This is a genomic window from Mesorhizobium sp. B3-1-7, assembly GCF_006439385.1.
Classification (GTDB): Bacteria; Pseudomonadota; Alphaproteobacteria; order Rhizobiales; family Rhizobiaceae; genus Mesorhizobium.
Genome location: NZ_VFTL01000026.1, coordinates 1 through 14,006, shown reverse-complemented (window position 1 = coordinate 14,006; position 14,006 = coordinate 1). Strand labels below are relative to the sequence as shown.

The window sequence follows — 14,006 nt, the reverse complement described above, 5'->3', positions numbered from 1 at the left end:
GCACGGAAGGCGTTCCCACGAATGGCGCTCGGCACCGTCGCACTCGCCTTGCTGCTCTTGCCGGCGACGGCCGGCGTTCGTGAGCTCAGGGTCTGCGCCGACCCGAACAACCTGCCCTTTTCCAATGCGGCCGGACAAGGATTCGAGAACAGGATCGCCGAAATCATCGCCGCCGATCTCGGCGCGAAGCTGACCTACACCTGGTGGGCGCAGCGCCGCGGCTTCGTGCGCAACACGCTGAAGGCGGGTCTCTGCGATCTCGTGCCCGGTACGCCGGCCAATCTCGAAATGCTGCGCACCACGAGGCCCTACTACCGCTCCTCCTATGTCTTCGTGACTCGCCAGGACGACCCCGACGTCGCCTCCTTCAACGACCCGCGGCTGCGCGACTTGCGCATCGGCGTTCAGCTCATCGGCGACGACGGCGCCAACTCGCCTCCTGTCCAGGCGCTTGGCCGCCGCGGCATCATTGGGCATCTAATCGGCTACCCCGTCTATGGCGACTACTCCGCTCCCAATCCTCCGGCGCGTATCGTCGAAGCAGTGGCGAGCGGCGATATCGACCTCGCGGTGGTCTGGGGTCCGCTCGCCGGCTATTTCGCCCAGAAGCAGAAGGTGCCGCTCCGGATCACGCCGGTTACGCCTCGCATCGACGGGCCGCAATTGCCGCTGATGTATGACATCTCGATGGGCGTTCGGCGCGAGGACGATGCGCTGCGCAGCGATGTGAACAGCGCGCTTGCCAGACACAAAGCCGAGATCGACGCGGTTCTGACGCAATATGGAGTGCCTCGTCTCGACGTGGCCGGGAGCCCGGTGCGATGAGATCGACCGCCGCCATGCTTCTCTTGGCGATTTTAGCGCTGGCGGCCTGCCAGCGCGAGGAGCGGGACACACGGCCGCAGTCGGCGCTCGGCTCCGGCGAGCAGCCGACACCGGTGACGACTCTGGAACCCGGCGGGCAGCGGCCCTCTCCCACAGACAACAAGGCGGCGAGCTTCGAGGCCAATGCCTTCCATCTGAGCGAAGGCAAGCGCCTGTTCGGCTGGTTCAACTGCTCAGGATGCCATGCCAATGGCGGCGGCGGCATGGGCCCTGCGCTGATGGACGAAAAGTGGATCTATGGCAGCTCGATGGAAAGCATTCACGCCACGATCCGCGACGGTCGTCCGAACGGCATGCCGAGCTTTCGCGACAAGATCCCTGACGACCAGATCTGGGAGCTCGCAGCTTTTGTTCGCTCGCTGAGCGGCAACGCACCCTCCTCCGCCGCGCCTTCCCGAAATGACGATATGATGGTGCATCCGTCGGAAAACCGCATGCCGGACGCCGCCACGCTGGGGAAGTCGCCGTGAAACGCTTCGCCTCGATTGCGTTCGCCACGGCAATCGCCCTGCTTCTTCAGGGATGCGCAGGCTGGCAATCGGCGCTCGACCCGAAGGGCCCGGCGGCGAGCGAACTGGCATGGCTGATCTGGTTCTTCACCGGGCTTTGCGCGGTGGTGTGGGTGCTGGTGATGATCGCTCTTGCCGCGCCGCTGATGATGCGGCCGCGGGACCGGTTGGAGCCGCTTGTGCTTGACGCCGGCGCGGACAATCGGAAGCTGCGCGTGGTGACGGCCGCCGTCGGGCTGACCGCCGTCATCCTGATCGGGCTCACTCTGCTGAGCTTCTTCGCCAACAGGACGCTCGCCGCGATCGGCTCGGACGCCGCGCTGACCATTCGCGTCACCGGCCATCAATGGTGGTGGGAGGTGCGCTATGAGGACGCCACACCGAGCCGCATCCTGACGACGGCGAACGAGATCCACATTCCCGCCGGCGAACCGGTTCGGCTTCTCCTCACCTCGACCGATGTTATCCATTCCTTCTGGGTCCCGAGCCTTTCCGGCAAGCTCGACCTCATTCCCGGTCACATGAACGTGCTCGACATCAAGGCGGATAAGCCCGGCGTCTATCGCGGCCAATGCGCCGAGTTCTGCGGCGCGCAGCACGCCAATATGGGTACCTTCATTATCGCCGAGCCGCGGGCAAAGTTCGACGCCTGGTGGAACGACCAGTTGCAGCCGGCCGCTGGCCCGGCGAGCGACGAGGCAAAGACCGGCGAAGACCTCTTTCTCAAGCGGCCCTGCGTGATGTGCCATAGGATCGGGGGCACCCCCGCCGGAGGAACGGTCGCTCCCGACCTGACGCATATAGGCAGCCGGCAAACGCTTGCGGCCGGAACATTGACGATGAGCCGCGGCAATCTCGCCGCCTGGATAGCCGATCCGCAAGGCATCAAGCCGGGTTCTCACATGCCGGTTGTCGATCTGAGCGGCGACGAGCTCAACGCCATCGTCGCTTATCTCGAGGGGCTGAAATGAGCAGCGCGGATCTCACCAGCGAACGCGATCTGCCGCCCGAGCGCGAGGTGTCCGCCAAAGGCGATCTTGCACCCGAGCGTGATGGGCCGCGCGACACCGGCTTGGATGATGCCAGCCTGCATCGCTGGCTGGCGCGGACATGGCGCACGCCCCCCGGCATCATCGGTGCGCTCTCGAGCGTCGATCACAAGGTGATCGCACGGCGCTACCTCATCACCGCCTTCCTTTTTCTGTGCTTGGGTGGGCTTAACGCCGTCGCCATGCGCGTCCAGCTCTCGGGCCCGCAGCGCGGGCTCATCGGCCCGGATCTCTACAACCAGCTTTTCACGATGCATGGCGTCACCATGATGTTCCTGTTCGCCGTGCCCATCGTGCAGGCGACCGGTATTTATCTGGTGCCGTTGATGGTCGGCACCCGCAACATTGCCTTTCCGCGCCTCACCGCGTTCAGCTACTGGGTCTATGTCTCGGGGGGTATCTTCGCCTGGGTATCCTTCGCCCTCTCGATGGCGCCCGATGTCGGCTGGTTCGCCTATGTGCCGCTGTCCGGGCCGGAATACAGTCCCGGCAAGCGCGCCGATGTATGGGCGCAGATGATCACCTATACCGAAGTGTCCTCGCTGTCGGTCGCCGTCGCCACCATCGTGACGGTGCTGAAGCAGCGCGCGCCCGGCATGTCGCTGGACAAGATACCGCTTTACGTCTGGGCGTTGCTGGTCACTTCCTTCGTCATCGTCTTCGCCATGCCGGCGGTGATGATCACGTCGACCTTCCTCATTCTCGACCGGCTCGTCGGCACGCACATCTTCAACCAGGCGGAGGGCGGCGATGCGCTGCTGTTCCAGCATCTGTTTTGGTTCTTTGGGCATCCGGAGGTCTACATCATCTTCCTGCCGGCGACCGGCATGGTCTCCTCCATCATTCCAGCCTTCGCGCGGCGCCCGGCGTTCGGTCATTTGGGGCTGGTGCTGTCGCTGATCGCTGTCGGTTTCCTGTCGTTCGGCCTTTGGGTCCACCACATGTTCGCGACGGGACTGCCGAAGCTCGGCGCCAGCTTCTTCACCGCATCCAGCATGATGATCGCCATCCCCAACGGCGTGCAGATCTTCTGCTGGCTGGCGACATTGTGGGACGGCAGACCGGTGATCCGCACCCCGCTGCTGTTCGTCTTCGGCTTCTTCTTCATCTTCGTCATTGGTGGCCTCACCGGCGTCATGCTCGCCTCGGTGCCGCTCGACCTGCAGGTGCACGACACCTATTTCGTCGTCGCCCACTTCCACTACGTGCTGATCGGCGGCTCGGTCTTCCCGCTGCTGGCCGCAGCCTATTTCTGGTTCCCCAAGATCACCGGCCGCATGATGAGCGAGCGCCTTGGGCGCTGGCACTTCTGGCTGGCCCTGATCGGCTTCAACGCCGCTTTCTTCCCGATGCATATCGTCGGCCTGTGGGGCATGCCACGCAGGGTCTACACTTATCCAGCCGAGCTTGACTGGGGCAACATCAATCTTTTCATCACCGCCGGCGCGGTGCTGTTCTTCCTGAGCTTCGTGCTGTTCACCTTCAATCTCGTGCATGGCGCATTGCGCGGCGCGCCCGCCGGCGACAATCCATGGGACGCCGGCACGCTCGAATGGGCAACCTCCTCTCCGCCACCCAGCTACAATTTCGCGCGCATTCCGGTCGTGACAAATGTCGAGCCGCTGTGGGCCGAACGCGAGGCGCTCCCGGTCGCGACCGGGCTTCGCGTCGACGTGCGCGAGTTGGTCATCTCGACGGTGGCGGAAGCCCATCCAGACATCCGCGAGAAATCGGCGACGCCGTCGATCTGGCCGCTGCTGGCTGCGATCGCGGTCGGCGGCACCTTCCTTTATTCGATCTTCACGCCCTGGGCCATCGTCTGGGGCGTGGGCCCGATCGCCATCACCCTGATCGGCTGGTTCTGGCCCAAGGACGATCCGGAGGACGAGGAATGAACCAGCGTCCCGCCGCAGATCTTTCCGGCCTCCCGACCTTTGGACATGGTCCGGGCAGTCCCACCTGGTGGGGCACGCTTGGCTTCATGGCGCTGGAAGGGACGGGCTTTGCACTGGCGGCCGGCGCTTACCTCTATCTGGCGACCTTGTGGCCCAACTGGCGTCTGAGCGCTCCGGAACCCAACCACTGGCCGGGAACGATCGTGACGCTGCTTCTCATCGTCAGCCTGGTGCCGAACCACATGCTCAACCGCTACGCCAAGGAATGCGCGATCGGGCCGGTGCGGATCGGCATGGTGGTGATGTCGTTGCTCGGCATTGCGCCACTCATTGTGCGCTGGTTCGAGTTTCCGGCACTGAATATTTATTGGGACACGAACGCCTATGGCTCGATGCTGTGGGTGCTGCTTGGTCTCCACACCACGCATCTCATCACCGACGTCGGCGACACGATCGTTCTGACGGTGCTGATGTTCACGCACCATGGCTATAACGGCCGGCGCTTCGGCGATGTCGGCGACAATGTTTTCTACTGGGACTTCGTGGTCCTCACCTGGATCCCGATCTACCTGCTCATCTACTGGCTGCCGAGGTGGGGCTGACATGCGTGCGCTGCGGCTAGGCACCTCCTGGGGTGGTTTGTTGTCGGGGCCTTTGGCCTGGGCAATCTCGACGCAGCTGAACTACGCGCTTGTGCACTGGCAGTGCAATCGTCAGGTGCAGGTCGTGCTCCCGGCGGCGCTGTTGCTCGCCGTGTTTTCGCTGCTCGGCGGCGCGCTGTCATGGCGGGCGAAGCGGCAGGGCGGCGCCGCGTTCAAGCCGGAGCGCACGCGCAGCACCGAACGTTTCGTCGCCGATCTCGGCATGCTCGCGGCTCTGTTGTTTGCCCTCGTCATCGTCATGCAGGGCAGCGCGGCGCTTATCCTCGACGAGTGCCTGCGATGAGCTTCGATGCGTTCTTCTCGACCTCGATATGCTACGGCGCCGGCGCGCCCGAGGCCGGATGGACGTTGGCGTTTCCTATTGCGCTTCCCTTGGCTGCAATCGCGCTCATCTATGGGATCGGCGCAGGCCGGCTGTGGCGCCGCAGCGGCCGAGGCCGACCCGAGCGGCTTCGCCAGGCTCTTTTGTTCGCCGCCGGCTGGGGCGTGTTGACGGGAGCGCTGGTGAGCCCGATCCATGCGCTCGGCGAGCGGGTGTTTTCAGCCCACATGATCGAGCATGAGTTGCTGATGGCCGTGGCGGCGCCGCTTCTTGTCGCCGCCTGCCCGAGCGCGGCCTTGATGTGGGCGTTGCCGGCCAAACTTCGGCGGGGGACAGGAAAACTCACCCATGGCAAGATGCTCCAGGCGGTCTGGGCGTTCGCCGCTCGCCCGCTCTACGCGACGATCCTTCACGGGATAGCGATCTGGATCTGGCATATTCCAGCGCTGTTCGAGGCAGCGCTACAGCAGGGCGTGCTGCATTATGCGCAACATGCGAGCTTCCTCGGCACTGCCTTGCTGTTCTGGTCGGTGCTTCTGCCGCGCTCTGGCCGACAGCAAACCTATGGTAGCTCCATCATGCATCTTTTCTTCACGTCGCTGCATACCGGCCTGCTCGGCGTCCTGCTGCTGGTATCGCCCAAACTCTGGTATCCGGAGAATGCCTCCGGCGCCGCGCTCTGGGGTCTGAGTCCCATCGAGGACCAGCAGCTCGCCGGGCTGGTGATGTGGGTTCCGGCCGGGCTCATCTATGGCGGAGCGGCCTTGCTGATCGCCGGCCTTTGGATAAGCAACAGCGGAACCAGGGAGGCAACGCATGCGCTCCGACCTGGCTAGGCTTATCGGCGGCGCCCTGGCCATGAGCCTGCTGCTCGCCGCGGTCGGCCTGGCGGCCTTATGGACCGACCGGCGCGATCGCGTCCGGCACGAGTCGGATGTCGCGACTGGCGGCGTGGGCGCACGCGCCATTCCGATCATGACCGCGAATGGCTGTTCCGGCTGCCATACGATTCCCGGCGTGCCGGGAGCGCAAGGCCAGGTCGGGCCGCGCCTCGACGGCAGCCTCGCCGGCCGCGTCTATATCGGCGGGGTGCTGGCGAACAATCCGGAGAATCTGATCCGCTGGATCCGCTCGGCAAGGGAAATCAACCCGCACACCGCCATGCCATCGATGAGGATTACCGACCAGCAGGCGCGCGATATCGCGGCCTATCTATACGGGCTGAGATGATCAGCAAGGGAACCGAGATCGCAAGCCGCGTGCAAGATCACCGCGGTTCCAGGATGAGAATGACGAATAGGCAGACAGGCAGGCCGCTCGTCCGCGGTTCCGCCCGGAATTGGGTCAAAACAAGAAGATGAGGCGGTTCGCCGTTTCCGTGAAACAGTGAAATGCTCCACCTCCTTGTTTTGACGCAATTCCGGGCGGAAAACCGCTCAGACTTTTCCTGGAATTGATCTAACCGCCGTCTCAGCGCTTGGCGCTGTCGCTATCTGCGTCCGCACGCGTCAGGAACGTCTGGGTGACCTGCGGAAGGTGGTCCTTCAGCCACTCGGCCATGGCTTCCTCTTCGCGCAGGTTCTATTTGCACACGCGGGCAATCTCGGCTTCGCCCACGGCATTGGCCGCGGCGATGAGGATCGTATAGGACGCGATTTCCATATGCTCGAATGTGTAACTCGCCAGAGAGCCTTTCATCACTTCGTCACCGGCGAAGACGGCGCTGATCGACTGCGCGGTGGCGGTCAGCTTGCCGCCTGCGTCCTTCAGCATGGACGATCCTTCGTCGAGGCCATCCAGGCAGGTCTTCAGCCGTCTGGCCTGCTCTTTCGTTTCTTCCAGATGGCTACGGATTCGCTCGTTGAGTTCGGGGTAATTGTCTATCCGACTCAATTGGCCCGACAGCATCGTCTCGGCCTGTTCCTCCATTGCGTGAGCGTCCCTCAACCATTGAACAAGCCATTCGCGCGATTCAGCCATTGCGGTGTCTCCATCAGTTTGACGCCGCCCGAACCGAGGGTGGCCCGCATTGTTCCTTGAACGTGATGAAAAGCGTCTACGATTTCCGGGACGAGGACGGGTCGGAACCGGAGAGTTTCTCCCGCATCGATTTGTCGGTCTTGTCGGCCGCGGCTTTGACAACGCCGCCGGCCTTGTCGGCCAGCGTGCCCTCGCTCGAGGCCTGACGTCCGGCTTCGTCGCTCGCCGTCTGGTAGGCTTCGGCCGCGACTTGCTTTGCAGTGTCGAGGCCTTCTTTCAAAGTGTCTTCGGCACTGTCCCGAAGCCTCTCGCGATAGGCACCCAATCGCTCATCCTCGACCTCGGTGTGGGGCAGCATGGCGCCGATCGCAGCTCCGACGGCGAGGCCGATGGCGGCTGCTGCGAGAGGCTGGTCCTGAAGCAGACCATGCGCCGATCGGCTGGCGCTCGTCGCCATATCGGCCGCAGCCGCCGCCGAGCTCGCCAGTGTGTCGGCTGCGCTGCTTGCCAGGTTCGACACCGTGCCGGCTGCTTCGCTTGCCATTCCCGAAACAGTTTCGGCCGCTCCGCTGGCGGCTTCGGCAACAGAGCCTGCCGCATCCGACGCGCTCGAAGCCATTCCAGCGCCGAATGCGCCATGATCGAGGCCAGGACCGCGCCGCGTCACACCATTGGTACCAGCCGGGGTGGCGGAGGCGCCGCTGCCCAACATCAGCCAGGCCAGGCCCGCGCCGATCACGGTCAGCGGCAACGGATTGTCCCGTACCTGGGCCTTCAGGTTGTGAAGCATGTCGGAGCCCGCGCCGCCTCTGAAAAGCCCGGTGAACTCGTCGAAGAGCTGCCCGGGGGTCATCTTGTCGCGAATGGAGTCGGCGGTCGCCACCACCCTTGCGCGTGTGGCTTCCGCCTCGCGTTCGAGCTCGGCTGCGGATCTCTCGGTCATCTCGCTTGTTCCTTGATCACGTTCACGTCACGCTTGAGCTGTTCCTGTGTGCGGTCCGGCGCGAGCTCGGAAGGCGCCATGCTCGCCATGCCGGTCCGCAACAGGATGACGCCGAGCACGGCAACGACCACGCCGACGAGCAAAGCGGACCACCCGGCGCCCAGACCAAGGCGAGCCAGGGCGATGACGAGTGCCTGCAACAAAACCAGCAGCGCGGCGAGCAGACATATCGCGCCGCCCAGCACCTCCACGGCGCCTGCGCCGGCCTTGGTCGCGTTCTCCGATATCTCCGCTCTTAGGAGCCTCGCCTCCGTTTGCACGAGCGTGCTCACCTGCTGCGCCAGATCGGCGACCAATGTGCCGAGACTTGGATTGTCCTCAGTGCTCATTTCTTCAGCTCCGCTGCCTTCCCGGGTATGCCGCCATCGGAACCCCAATTTGCTGGAGCGTTATGCCGGCGCGCGCTCGTTCCCATGCCGGTTTGTCGGGGGTGATCGGGCGTTGCCGCGCCCTGCGTCGGGCGGCGCGTGCCGGGCGGCGAAGCCTTCATGAAGCGGCCAAGTGCCAATCCCGCCAGAACCGAACCGGCAAGAAGCGCCCCAGGATTCTGGCGACCAAAAGACTGGACGTCTTCCAGCACCTGTCCGAACGGCTTCTCTTTCAACGAGGAGGACAGCCGCTCGAGCCCGCTTGCGGCCTCCTGCATGAACTTCGAGGCCGCAGTCTGGTCGCTGTTAGCCAAGTGATTGCTCGCGGCGCGCAGGGCGCCGCCGAAAGCCGAAAGGCTCGATCCGATATCGCGCTGCGTCTGCTCGGCCTTTTCGGAGACGGCCTGCTGGGCTTCGGCGGCATACGCTCCAGCCCTGCGGGCAACCTCGTCGCGGGCATCGTGGAAAGCTTCGCCGGCGCTCTGCGCTTCTTGCCGGATCCGGTCGGAAATGTCGTCCTTCGCTTTGGCAAAGTCGGCGGACTGGGGGTCCCGATCATCCTCGCGCTGCATGGTGCCTCCTAGTGAAAGCCGAGGAAGGAAAGCACTGCGAGCACAACGACGATCAGACCAATGAGATAGATGACACTGTTCATGATGCAGCCTCCTCGATGCAGTCCGAACTTCCCGCCGGCTGCGATGTTCCCCTGGACGAGCGGCTTTTTAGCAAATTCTCATTTGCTCTCGGGCTTTGCCCTCAAAGCGGCAAGCTCCTGGTCCGGGCAAAGCAGCCGGGGGCGTGTCGGATCGGAAATATCGATCTTGTCCCAGGGAATGCGATAAAGGCCCTCATGGCGCCTCAGCGCGAAGAAGTCGAGCAATGCAGCGCCGATAGTCGAAGCGGACAAGCGCTCGAACGCGGCGAAGATGCCGACATGAAATTCGGTGGCGACGAGATCGTCGCCGTCCCGCTCGGCGACGATCTCTTCGATATAGCCGATGCTCTTGCCGCGCTCGGAGAATACGGGCCTGCCGGCAAGATGCTCGAGATTTACAGTCGCCATCCTCAGGCTCCCGGGATTCGGCCGACGACATGTTCGCGCAGCCAGTCCTGCCAGGCGAAGATCTTGGTGCGTCGCACGTCGATGTCGAATTCGATGTCGACACCGATGTCGCGCACCTTGTGCCACGCGATCCGGTGCGGCCGTGCCTGGCGCTTGCCGCCAAGCTTTGCCGCGAGCCGCGCGGTCCATCGGCCGGGCCGCGCGCCAAGCCGACGTGCCAGCGCGATCGAGCCAAGCTCGATCGCAATGAGCCTGGGCGGCTTACCCGGCCTCAGCTCGGCGACCAGGCCATCAACCTTGCCGATCTTGACCTGCTCGCGATCGACGACCTGTTTGTCCAGGATATCGCGCAGCAGCTGCATCACGTGCCTCCGAATATCTGCAGCGGAATCGTCACGAGCGCCAGCACGAAGCCGAGCGCGATGACGAAAATCACGGCCGCGTTCGAGATGACGCCGTTGCGATGCTTGCCTACATAGCGGTCGTCGTTCAGCAGGAAGAGGAACGGCACAACCGTCAGCGGGAGGCTGGCCGCTGTCAGCGCCATCGAGAAGATAGTGAGCTTCAACGGGTCTAGACCGAGCGCTATCGGGACCGCGGCGAGGAAGAGCGTCAATGTGTAGATGAGGCTGAATCCGGGATCGTCGCGCGGCTTCAGATCCTCGCCCCAGGTCCAGCCGAATCCCTGCGCGACGAGATAGGCCTGCTGCAAGGCCACTTCGAGCGCAGCGCCGAAGCAGGCGATGGCCAGCGACGCGACGAAAAGGACGAAGCCCCAGAAGCCGAACATCGGAATCAACATCAACGGAAGCTGGTTGTAGTCTTCCACTTCGGTAACGCCATGAGCACCAAGAACCAGCGCCGCCACGATCAGAACGCCCACCGAGATCGTGCCGCCGAAACTCATACCGAGCCCGGCTATCGCCCGATTGGCGCCGAGATAGCTCTTGTCCCACTGATCTTCGATCGCGCCAGAGGAATAGAACATGAAAAGGTAAGGCGATATCGAGGCGCCGAGAATGCTGACGGCCATGAACCAGTATTTTGCCGTGTCGTGCTGCGGCAGGCTGGGCACGGCCCCCACCGCCACCTCTTTCCATTCGGGGCGGAGCATCACGGCTGCGACGACGAAGCAGAGCGTTACCAGACCAAGCATCGACACCCCCTTCTCGATGAGCCCGAATGTGCCTTTCCACAACAGCAGCCAAGCCACGAAAGCGACCGGCAAGGCCCACCATTGAAAGCTGATCCCCGTGGCAAGCTCGGCGGCGATAGCCACCCCGCCGATCTCGGCGGAAAGCACCAGGAAGTTGACCAGCAGGGTGGCAAGGAGCGGCCAGATGAACGCATTGAAGCCGAACCGTTCGCGGATGCCGTCGGCAATGGTGTGATGGCTGACCGCGGCGAAGCGACCGGCCATCTCGACCAGGAAGATGATGCAGATGGTACCGAGCACCACCGCCCAGATGAGCCGGAAACCGAACAGTGCGCCGGCCTGCGCCGCCGTCGCCATCGATCCGACCTCCAGGAAGCCGCCGACGCTGGTGACGACACCAAGCGAAATCTCCAGCAGCTTCTTCATCGTTTCGGCGAGAAATAGTTTCGATAGGCTGTTGCGAGATCGCCTTGCGCGGCCCGAAGCTCCTGTTGCGCCTGACCGACCTGCGCATCCTGTCCGGCCTCGACCGCGTCCTTGGCCCGCCTTGCCGCATTCGACAGCCGGCTAACAGCGGCCGCCAACGCATCTCGCTTTCCCCGGTCGGACGGAGACGCCGATTCCACTTGCCGGCCAGCGTCGGCGAGTGTCTCGGCAAAGGACTGCAATGCTGAGGACGCATAATGGGACGGCGCTGCGCCGGAGAGCCAGGCGTCGCTCACCAGCACTGCCGCCTGTGCCGTCGAGGCCGCAAGCTTCGATTGCTGGTCAACGGTTTCAGACGAGGAACAAGAGGCAAGCGCCAGCGCCAGCAGGGGCAGGAAGGCCCGGCTCGGCCGGGCAACGGTGCGCAACATCTTCCCCTCGCTGCAATCGCTTCAAATCCCGAAGATAAAGCCGCAGCCACGCGAAAGTTCCTCCGTGTTCGGGATTTGCGGCATCGAGGCTGGCCGGTTCCATGTCCGACTGAGCTCGCAATGTTTCAGCTTTATCGGGACGATCGTGAACGCGACATAGCCAAGACATGGCTTGAGCGCGCCAGAGCCCGCGCAATCTCGCTCACTTAACAGAAAAGCGTCACCGGCAGGCAGGGCGGTGCTGCGTTCGGTCGATGGCCGGCAGCGTAGTTGCGGGAGGATCCAGCCTTCCGTCATGTGGAATATCTGGCGAACGAGTCCGGCCTGGAGAGGCCGGCATTGCGTGGCGATACTGCTTCGTGGGACCAGCAGCTCGACCGTGCTCGCGACCGCTCATTGCGACACGATGGCGATGCGCGACTATGGCGAGCTGGAAAATCTCGCCACCGTCCTGACGCTTTGACAGGGGCGTTGCGCGGCTCCCTGGCCGAAGCCGACCTGATCCCGCTGGCGCTAACTGTCGGACTTCGCTTTGTCAGCCCTGGCCGATGGCTTTTGCCGGCCGAGTTCGCGATCCACAGCCTTGCGTGAACCTTCCGCGGGATCTTCTTGCGGCAAGCGCCCGTGCGTCTCGGGCTCAACGGCTTCCAGCGCATCGGCGCCAGCGAACTCTCCTCATCGGGATTCGCTCGGCGGCTCTGTCGAGCACGCGTTGGAGCGTTCATGGAGCACCTCCTCGCATCGACTTAACCGGGCCGTGACGCCGATGTTCCCACAAACTCGAAGCACGAGGAACGAACGGACGGATGGAAGGTTGCAGCTCCAAGACCCGGCGAGGCATTCCATGACTTCCGACACGACAGCGCTTCACGGCAGCAGGACGGCCCGAATCAGGCAACACTCCTTTTCCAGCCGCCCACCATCTCCATCAACGGCGTGATTGATAGCGAGACGGTCAGCTTGTTCGGTTGTCTGGAACGCGATGTTTCAACACGACGGTCTTGTCGGAACTTCAGGTCCCCGGGCGGATTAGGAAAGAGCGCTGCAGGCGCACGATCGCAACCGCAAAGGAGCGTAAAAATGCCGAAGAAAGCTTCGTCCGCGACCTCGAAGGGCTTGGAAAGCCTCTTCCTGGACGGACTCAAAGACATCTACTATGCGGAAAAGAAAATCTTGAAGGTATTGCCAAAGCTGGCGAAAGCAGCACAGTCCGAAAAGATAAGCGCTGCCTTCGAAAAGCACCTCAAGGAAACTGAAGCCCAGGTCGATCGCCTGGAGCAAGTCTTCGACATACTCGGCAAGCCGGCCCGGGGCAAGACCTGCCCGGCCATTGATGGAATCATCGAGGAGGGCTCGGAAATCCTCGAGGAGTACAAGGACGAACCGGCGCTCGACGCGGGTCTGGTGGGCGCCGCACAAGCGGTCGAGCATTACGAAATCGCGCGCTACGGTACGCTGATTGCATGGGCCGAGGAGCTCAGACTCAAGGATGCTCTCCCGCTGCTCCGTCAGACCTTAAAAGAAGAGTCCGACACCGACGAGGCGCTCAACGCTCTCGGCGAGAACGATGCCAATCGACGTGCTCTGCAGGCGGCCTAGCGCCACGACGGAGTTGCAGCGGTCCTGCCGGCCACAGGACCGCTCACGCGAAAGACTGACTGGCTGCCCTCCCGCCCGCGGATGGTCACGAAACGCTTGCCCGTAGCTTGCGTCAAAGCAAGAGTCGTTGTCAGCTAAGGCTGGTTCGTCGAACATTGGGAACTGCGGTCGCTTTGAAGTGAGCCGCTGTTCGCGAGGAACGGGGTCGAGATCGGCGAGGCCGAGTCGCTGGTCGACCTACGTGATCGCCGAGGAACACGATGAAGAAGACCTGAAAGAAACCGACCATGCTTCAGGTCGCCGCGGGTTTCGAGATCTCGCGATAACTGCCCGCAGAAATCCGCCCAAGAAGTAGTCTGCAAGTCTGCATGTCCCTTTCAACGGAGGCATGCAATTCCTGCCATAAAACGGCGCTGTCGAGGGCGCGCTCGCGAACGGCTGCGCTATCGCCGAGCTACACCACCTGCGGGGGACACGACCCGCGTTTTTGTGGGCCAAAATCACGAAGCTTCGCGTGTCGTTCCCTATGCTTCCGCGAGCAACCAGCGAGGTACCACCGAAAGTCTCCATCGCCTCGCCCTCTAGGAAGTGTGGACAGTTATCTGAGCCATAATATGGTTGCGGCTAGGGTTACGATTGCAAGGTAGTGTCTTGCAGT

Annotated in this window: 16 protein-coding genes and 1 pseudogene; 9 read left to right on the top strand and 8 right to left on the bottom strand. The window is 63.2% G+C overall.

From position 1 onward, the window contains the following. Positions 1–21 precede the first annotated feature (21 nt). Genes FJ417_RS21045 through FJ417_RS21010 form a run of 8 tightly spaced genes read left to right on the top strand, consistent with a single transcriptional unit; the run spans position 22 to position 6,552 of the window. Entirely contained in the window at positions 22–825 is an 804-nt protein-coding gene (locus FJ417_RS21045; RefSeq protein ID WP_226892155.1) for a substrate-binding domain-containing protein, read from the top strand. After that, positions 822–1,355, top strand: coding sequence for a c-type cytochrome (locus tag FJ417_RS21040; protein ID WP_140654249.1), 534 nt, complete (start codon positions 822–824; stop codon positions 1,353–1,355). Before FJ417_RS21045 ends, FJ417_RS21040 begins: the two co-directional genes overlap by 4 nt. Then, positions 1,352–2,365: a cytochrome c oxidase subunit II gene (gene coxB / locus FJ417_RS21035; protein WP_181166811.1), complete on the top strand. Its 1,014-nt coding sequence runs from the start codon at positions 1,352–1,354 to the stop codon at positions 2,363–2,365. Before FJ417_RS21040 ends, coxB begins: the two co-directional genes overlap by 4 nt. Then, entirely contained in the window at positions 2,362–4,338 is a 1,977-nt protein-coding gene (gene ctaD, locus FJ417_RS21030) for a cytochrome c oxidase subunit I (RefSeq protein WP_140710523.1), read from the top strand. Before coxB ends, ctaD begins: the two co-directional genes overlap by 4 nt. Further along, a complete protein-coding gene (locus tag FJ417_RS21025) occupies positions 4,335–4,940 on the top strand; it encodes a cytochrome c oxidase subunit 3 (protein ID WP_140710521.1) in 606 nt (201 codons plus the stop codon). The genes ctaD and FJ417_RS21025 overlap by 4 nt, the downstream gene beginning before the upstream one ends. A 1-nt stretch (position 4,941) precedes the next feature. Next, the gene (locus tag FJ417_RS21020) at positions 4,942–5,283 is read left to right on the top strand and encodes a hypothetical protein (protein WP_140646416.1); all 342 of its coding nucleotides are present in this window, start codon (positions 4,942–4,944) and stop codon (positions 5,281–5,283) included. Continuing rightward, on the top strand, positions 5,280–6,158 hold the full coding sequence (locus FJ417_RS21015) for a cytochrome c oxidase assembly protein (RefSeq protein ID WP_140784783.1): 879 nt from the start codon (positions 5,280–5,282) through the stop codon (positions 6,156–6,158). The genes FJ417_RS21020 and FJ417_RS21015 overlap by 4 nt, the downstream gene beginning before the upstream one ends. After that, on the top strand, positions 6,139–6,552 hold the full coding sequence (locus FJ417_RS21010; RefSeq protein ID WP_140646420.1) for a c-type cytochrome: 414 nt from the start codon (positions 6,139–6,141) through the stop codon (positions 6,550–6,552). Before FJ417_RS21015 ends, FJ417_RS21010 begins: the two co-directional genes overlap by 20 nt. Positions 6,553–6,792: 240 nt before the next feature. On the opposite strand, the pseudogene FJ417_RS21005 reads toward FJ417_RS21010, so the two are convergent. The 8 genes and pseudogenes from FJ417_RS21005 to FJ417_RS20970 all read right to left on the bottom strand — a co-directional run bounded on the left by FJ417_RS21005 (position 6,793) and on the right by FJ417_RS20970 (position 11,749). Continuing rightward, positions 6,793–7,302, bottom strand: a pseudogene (locus tag FJ417_RS21005) (DUF892 family protein). Positions 7,303–7,378: 76 nt separating this feature from the next. Continuing rightward, positions 7,379–8,185 (bottom strand): hypothetical protein, encoded by an 807-nt coding sequence (locus FJ417_RS21000; protein ID WP_246672470.1) that lies wholly within the window; start codon positions 8,183–8,185, stop codon positions 7,379–7,381. 56 nt (positions 8,186–8,241) lie between these two features. Further along, the gene (locus tag FJ417_RS20995; protein ID WP_140646422.1) at positions 8,242–8,634 is read right to left on the bottom strand and encodes a phage holin family protein; all 393 of its coding nucleotides are present in this window, start codon (positions 8,632–8,634) and stop codon (positions 8,242–8,244) included. Then, positions 8,631–9,245 carry a hypothetical protein gene (locus tag FJ417_RS20990; RefSeq protein WP_140784782.1) on the bottom strand — a complete coding sequence of 205 codons (615 nt, stop codon included), beginning with the start codon at positions 9,243–9,245 and terminating at the stop codon, positions 8,631–8,633. The genes FJ417_RS20995 and FJ417_RS20990 overlap by 4 nt, the downstream gene beginning before the upstream one ends. Before the next feature lie 161 nt (positions 9,246–9,406). Next, entirely contained in the window at positions 9,407–9,736 is a 330-nt protein-coding gene (locus tag FJ417_RS20985) for a PRC-barrel domain-containing protein (protein WP_140646425.1), read from the bottom strand. Positions 9,737–9,738: 2 nt separating this feature from the next. Beyond that, on the bottom strand, positions 9,739–10,098 hold the full coding sequence (locus tag FJ417_RS20980) for a hypothetical protein (protein ID WP_140646427.1): 360 nt from the start codon (positions 10,096–10,098) through the stop codon (positions 9,739–9,741). After that, positions 10,098–11,318 carry a divalent metal cation transporter gene (locus FJ417_RS20975; RefSeq protein ID WP_140646429.1) on the bottom strand — a complete coding sequence of 407 codons (1,221 nt, stop codon included), beginning with the start codon at positions 11,316–11,318 and terminating at the stop codon, positions 10,098–10,100. The genes FJ417_RS20980 and FJ417_RS20975 overlap by 1 nt, the downstream gene beginning before the upstream one ends. After that, a complete protein-coding gene (locus FJ417_RS20970) occupies positions 11,315–11,749 on the bottom strand; it encodes a hypothetical protein (protein ID WP_140710513.1) in 435 nt (144 codons plus the stop codon). Before FJ417_RS20970 ends, FJ417_RS20975 begins: the two co-directional genes overlap by 4 nt. 1,080 nt (positions 11,750–12,829) lie before the next feature. On the opposite strand from FJ417_RS20970, the gene FJ417_RS20965 reads away from it, so the two are divergent. Continuing rightward, on the top strand, positions 12,830–13,348 hold the full coding sequence (locus tag FJ417_RS20965) for a ferritin-like domain-containing protein (protein WP_140646431.1): 519 nt from the start codon (positions 12,830–12,832) through the stop codon (positions 13,346–13,348). Positions 13,349–14,006: the final 658 nt, after the last annotated feature.

Bases quoted from the DNA above. Each gene is read 5' to 3' on its own strand.
- FJ417_RS21045 (WP_226892155.1), top strand. From the start codon at position 22: ATGGCGCTCGGCACCGTCGCACTCGCCTTGCTGCTCTTGCCGGCGACG.
- FJ417_RS21040 (WP_140654249.1), top strand. From the start codon at position 822: ATGAGATCGACCGCCGCCATGCTTCTCTTGGCGATTTTAGCGCTGGCG.
- ctaD (WP_140710523.1), top strand. From the start codon at position 2,362: ATGAGCAGCGCGGATCTCACCAGCGAACGCGATCTGCCGCCCGAGCGC.
- FJ417_RS21025 (WP_140710521.1), top strand. From the start codon at position 4,335: ATGAACCAGCGTCCCGCCGCAGATCTTTCCGGCCTCCCGACCTTTGGA.
- FJ417_RS21020 (WP_140646416.1), top strand. From the start codon at position 4,942: ATGCGTGCGCTGCGGCTAGGCACCTCCTGGGGTGGTTTGTTGTCGGGG.
- FJ417_RS21015 (WP_140784783.1), top strand. From the start codon at position 5,280: ATGAGCTTCGATGCGTTCTTCTCGACCTCGATATGCTACGGCGCCGGC.
- FJ417_RS21010 (WP_140646420.1), top strand. From the start codon at position 6,139: ATGCGCTCCGACCTGGCTAGGCTTATCGGCGGCGCCCTGGCCATGAGC.
- FJ417_RS20995 (WP_140646422.1), bottom strand. From the start codon at position 8,634: ATGAGCACTGAGGACAATCCAAGTCTCGGCACATTGGTCGCCGATCTG.
- FJ417_RS20990 (WP_140784782.1), bottom strand. From the start codon at position 9,245: ATGCAGCGCGAGGATGATCGGGACCCCCAGTCCGCCGACTTTGCCAAA.
- FJ417_RS20985 (WP_140646425.1), bottom strand. From the start codon at position 9,736: ATGGCGACTGTAAATCTCGAGCATCTTGCCGGCAGGCCCGTATTCTCC.
- FJ417_RS20980 (WP_140646427.1), bottom strand. From the start codon at position 10,098: ATGCAGCTGCTGCGCGATATCCTGGACAAACAGGTCGTCGATCGCGAG.
- FJ417_RS20975 (WP_140646429.1), bottom strand. From the start codon at position 11,318: ATGAAGAAGCTGCTGGAGATTTCGCTTGGTGTCGTCACCAGCGTCGGC.
- FJ417_RS20970 (WP_140710513.1), bottom strand. From the start codon at position 11,749: ATGTTGCGCACCGTTGCCCGGCCGAGCCGGGCCTTCCTGCCCCTGCTG.
- FJ417_RS20965 (WP_140646431.1), top strand. From the start codon at position 12,830: ATGCCGAAGAAAGCTTCGTCCGCGACCTCGAAGGGCTTGGAAAGCCTC.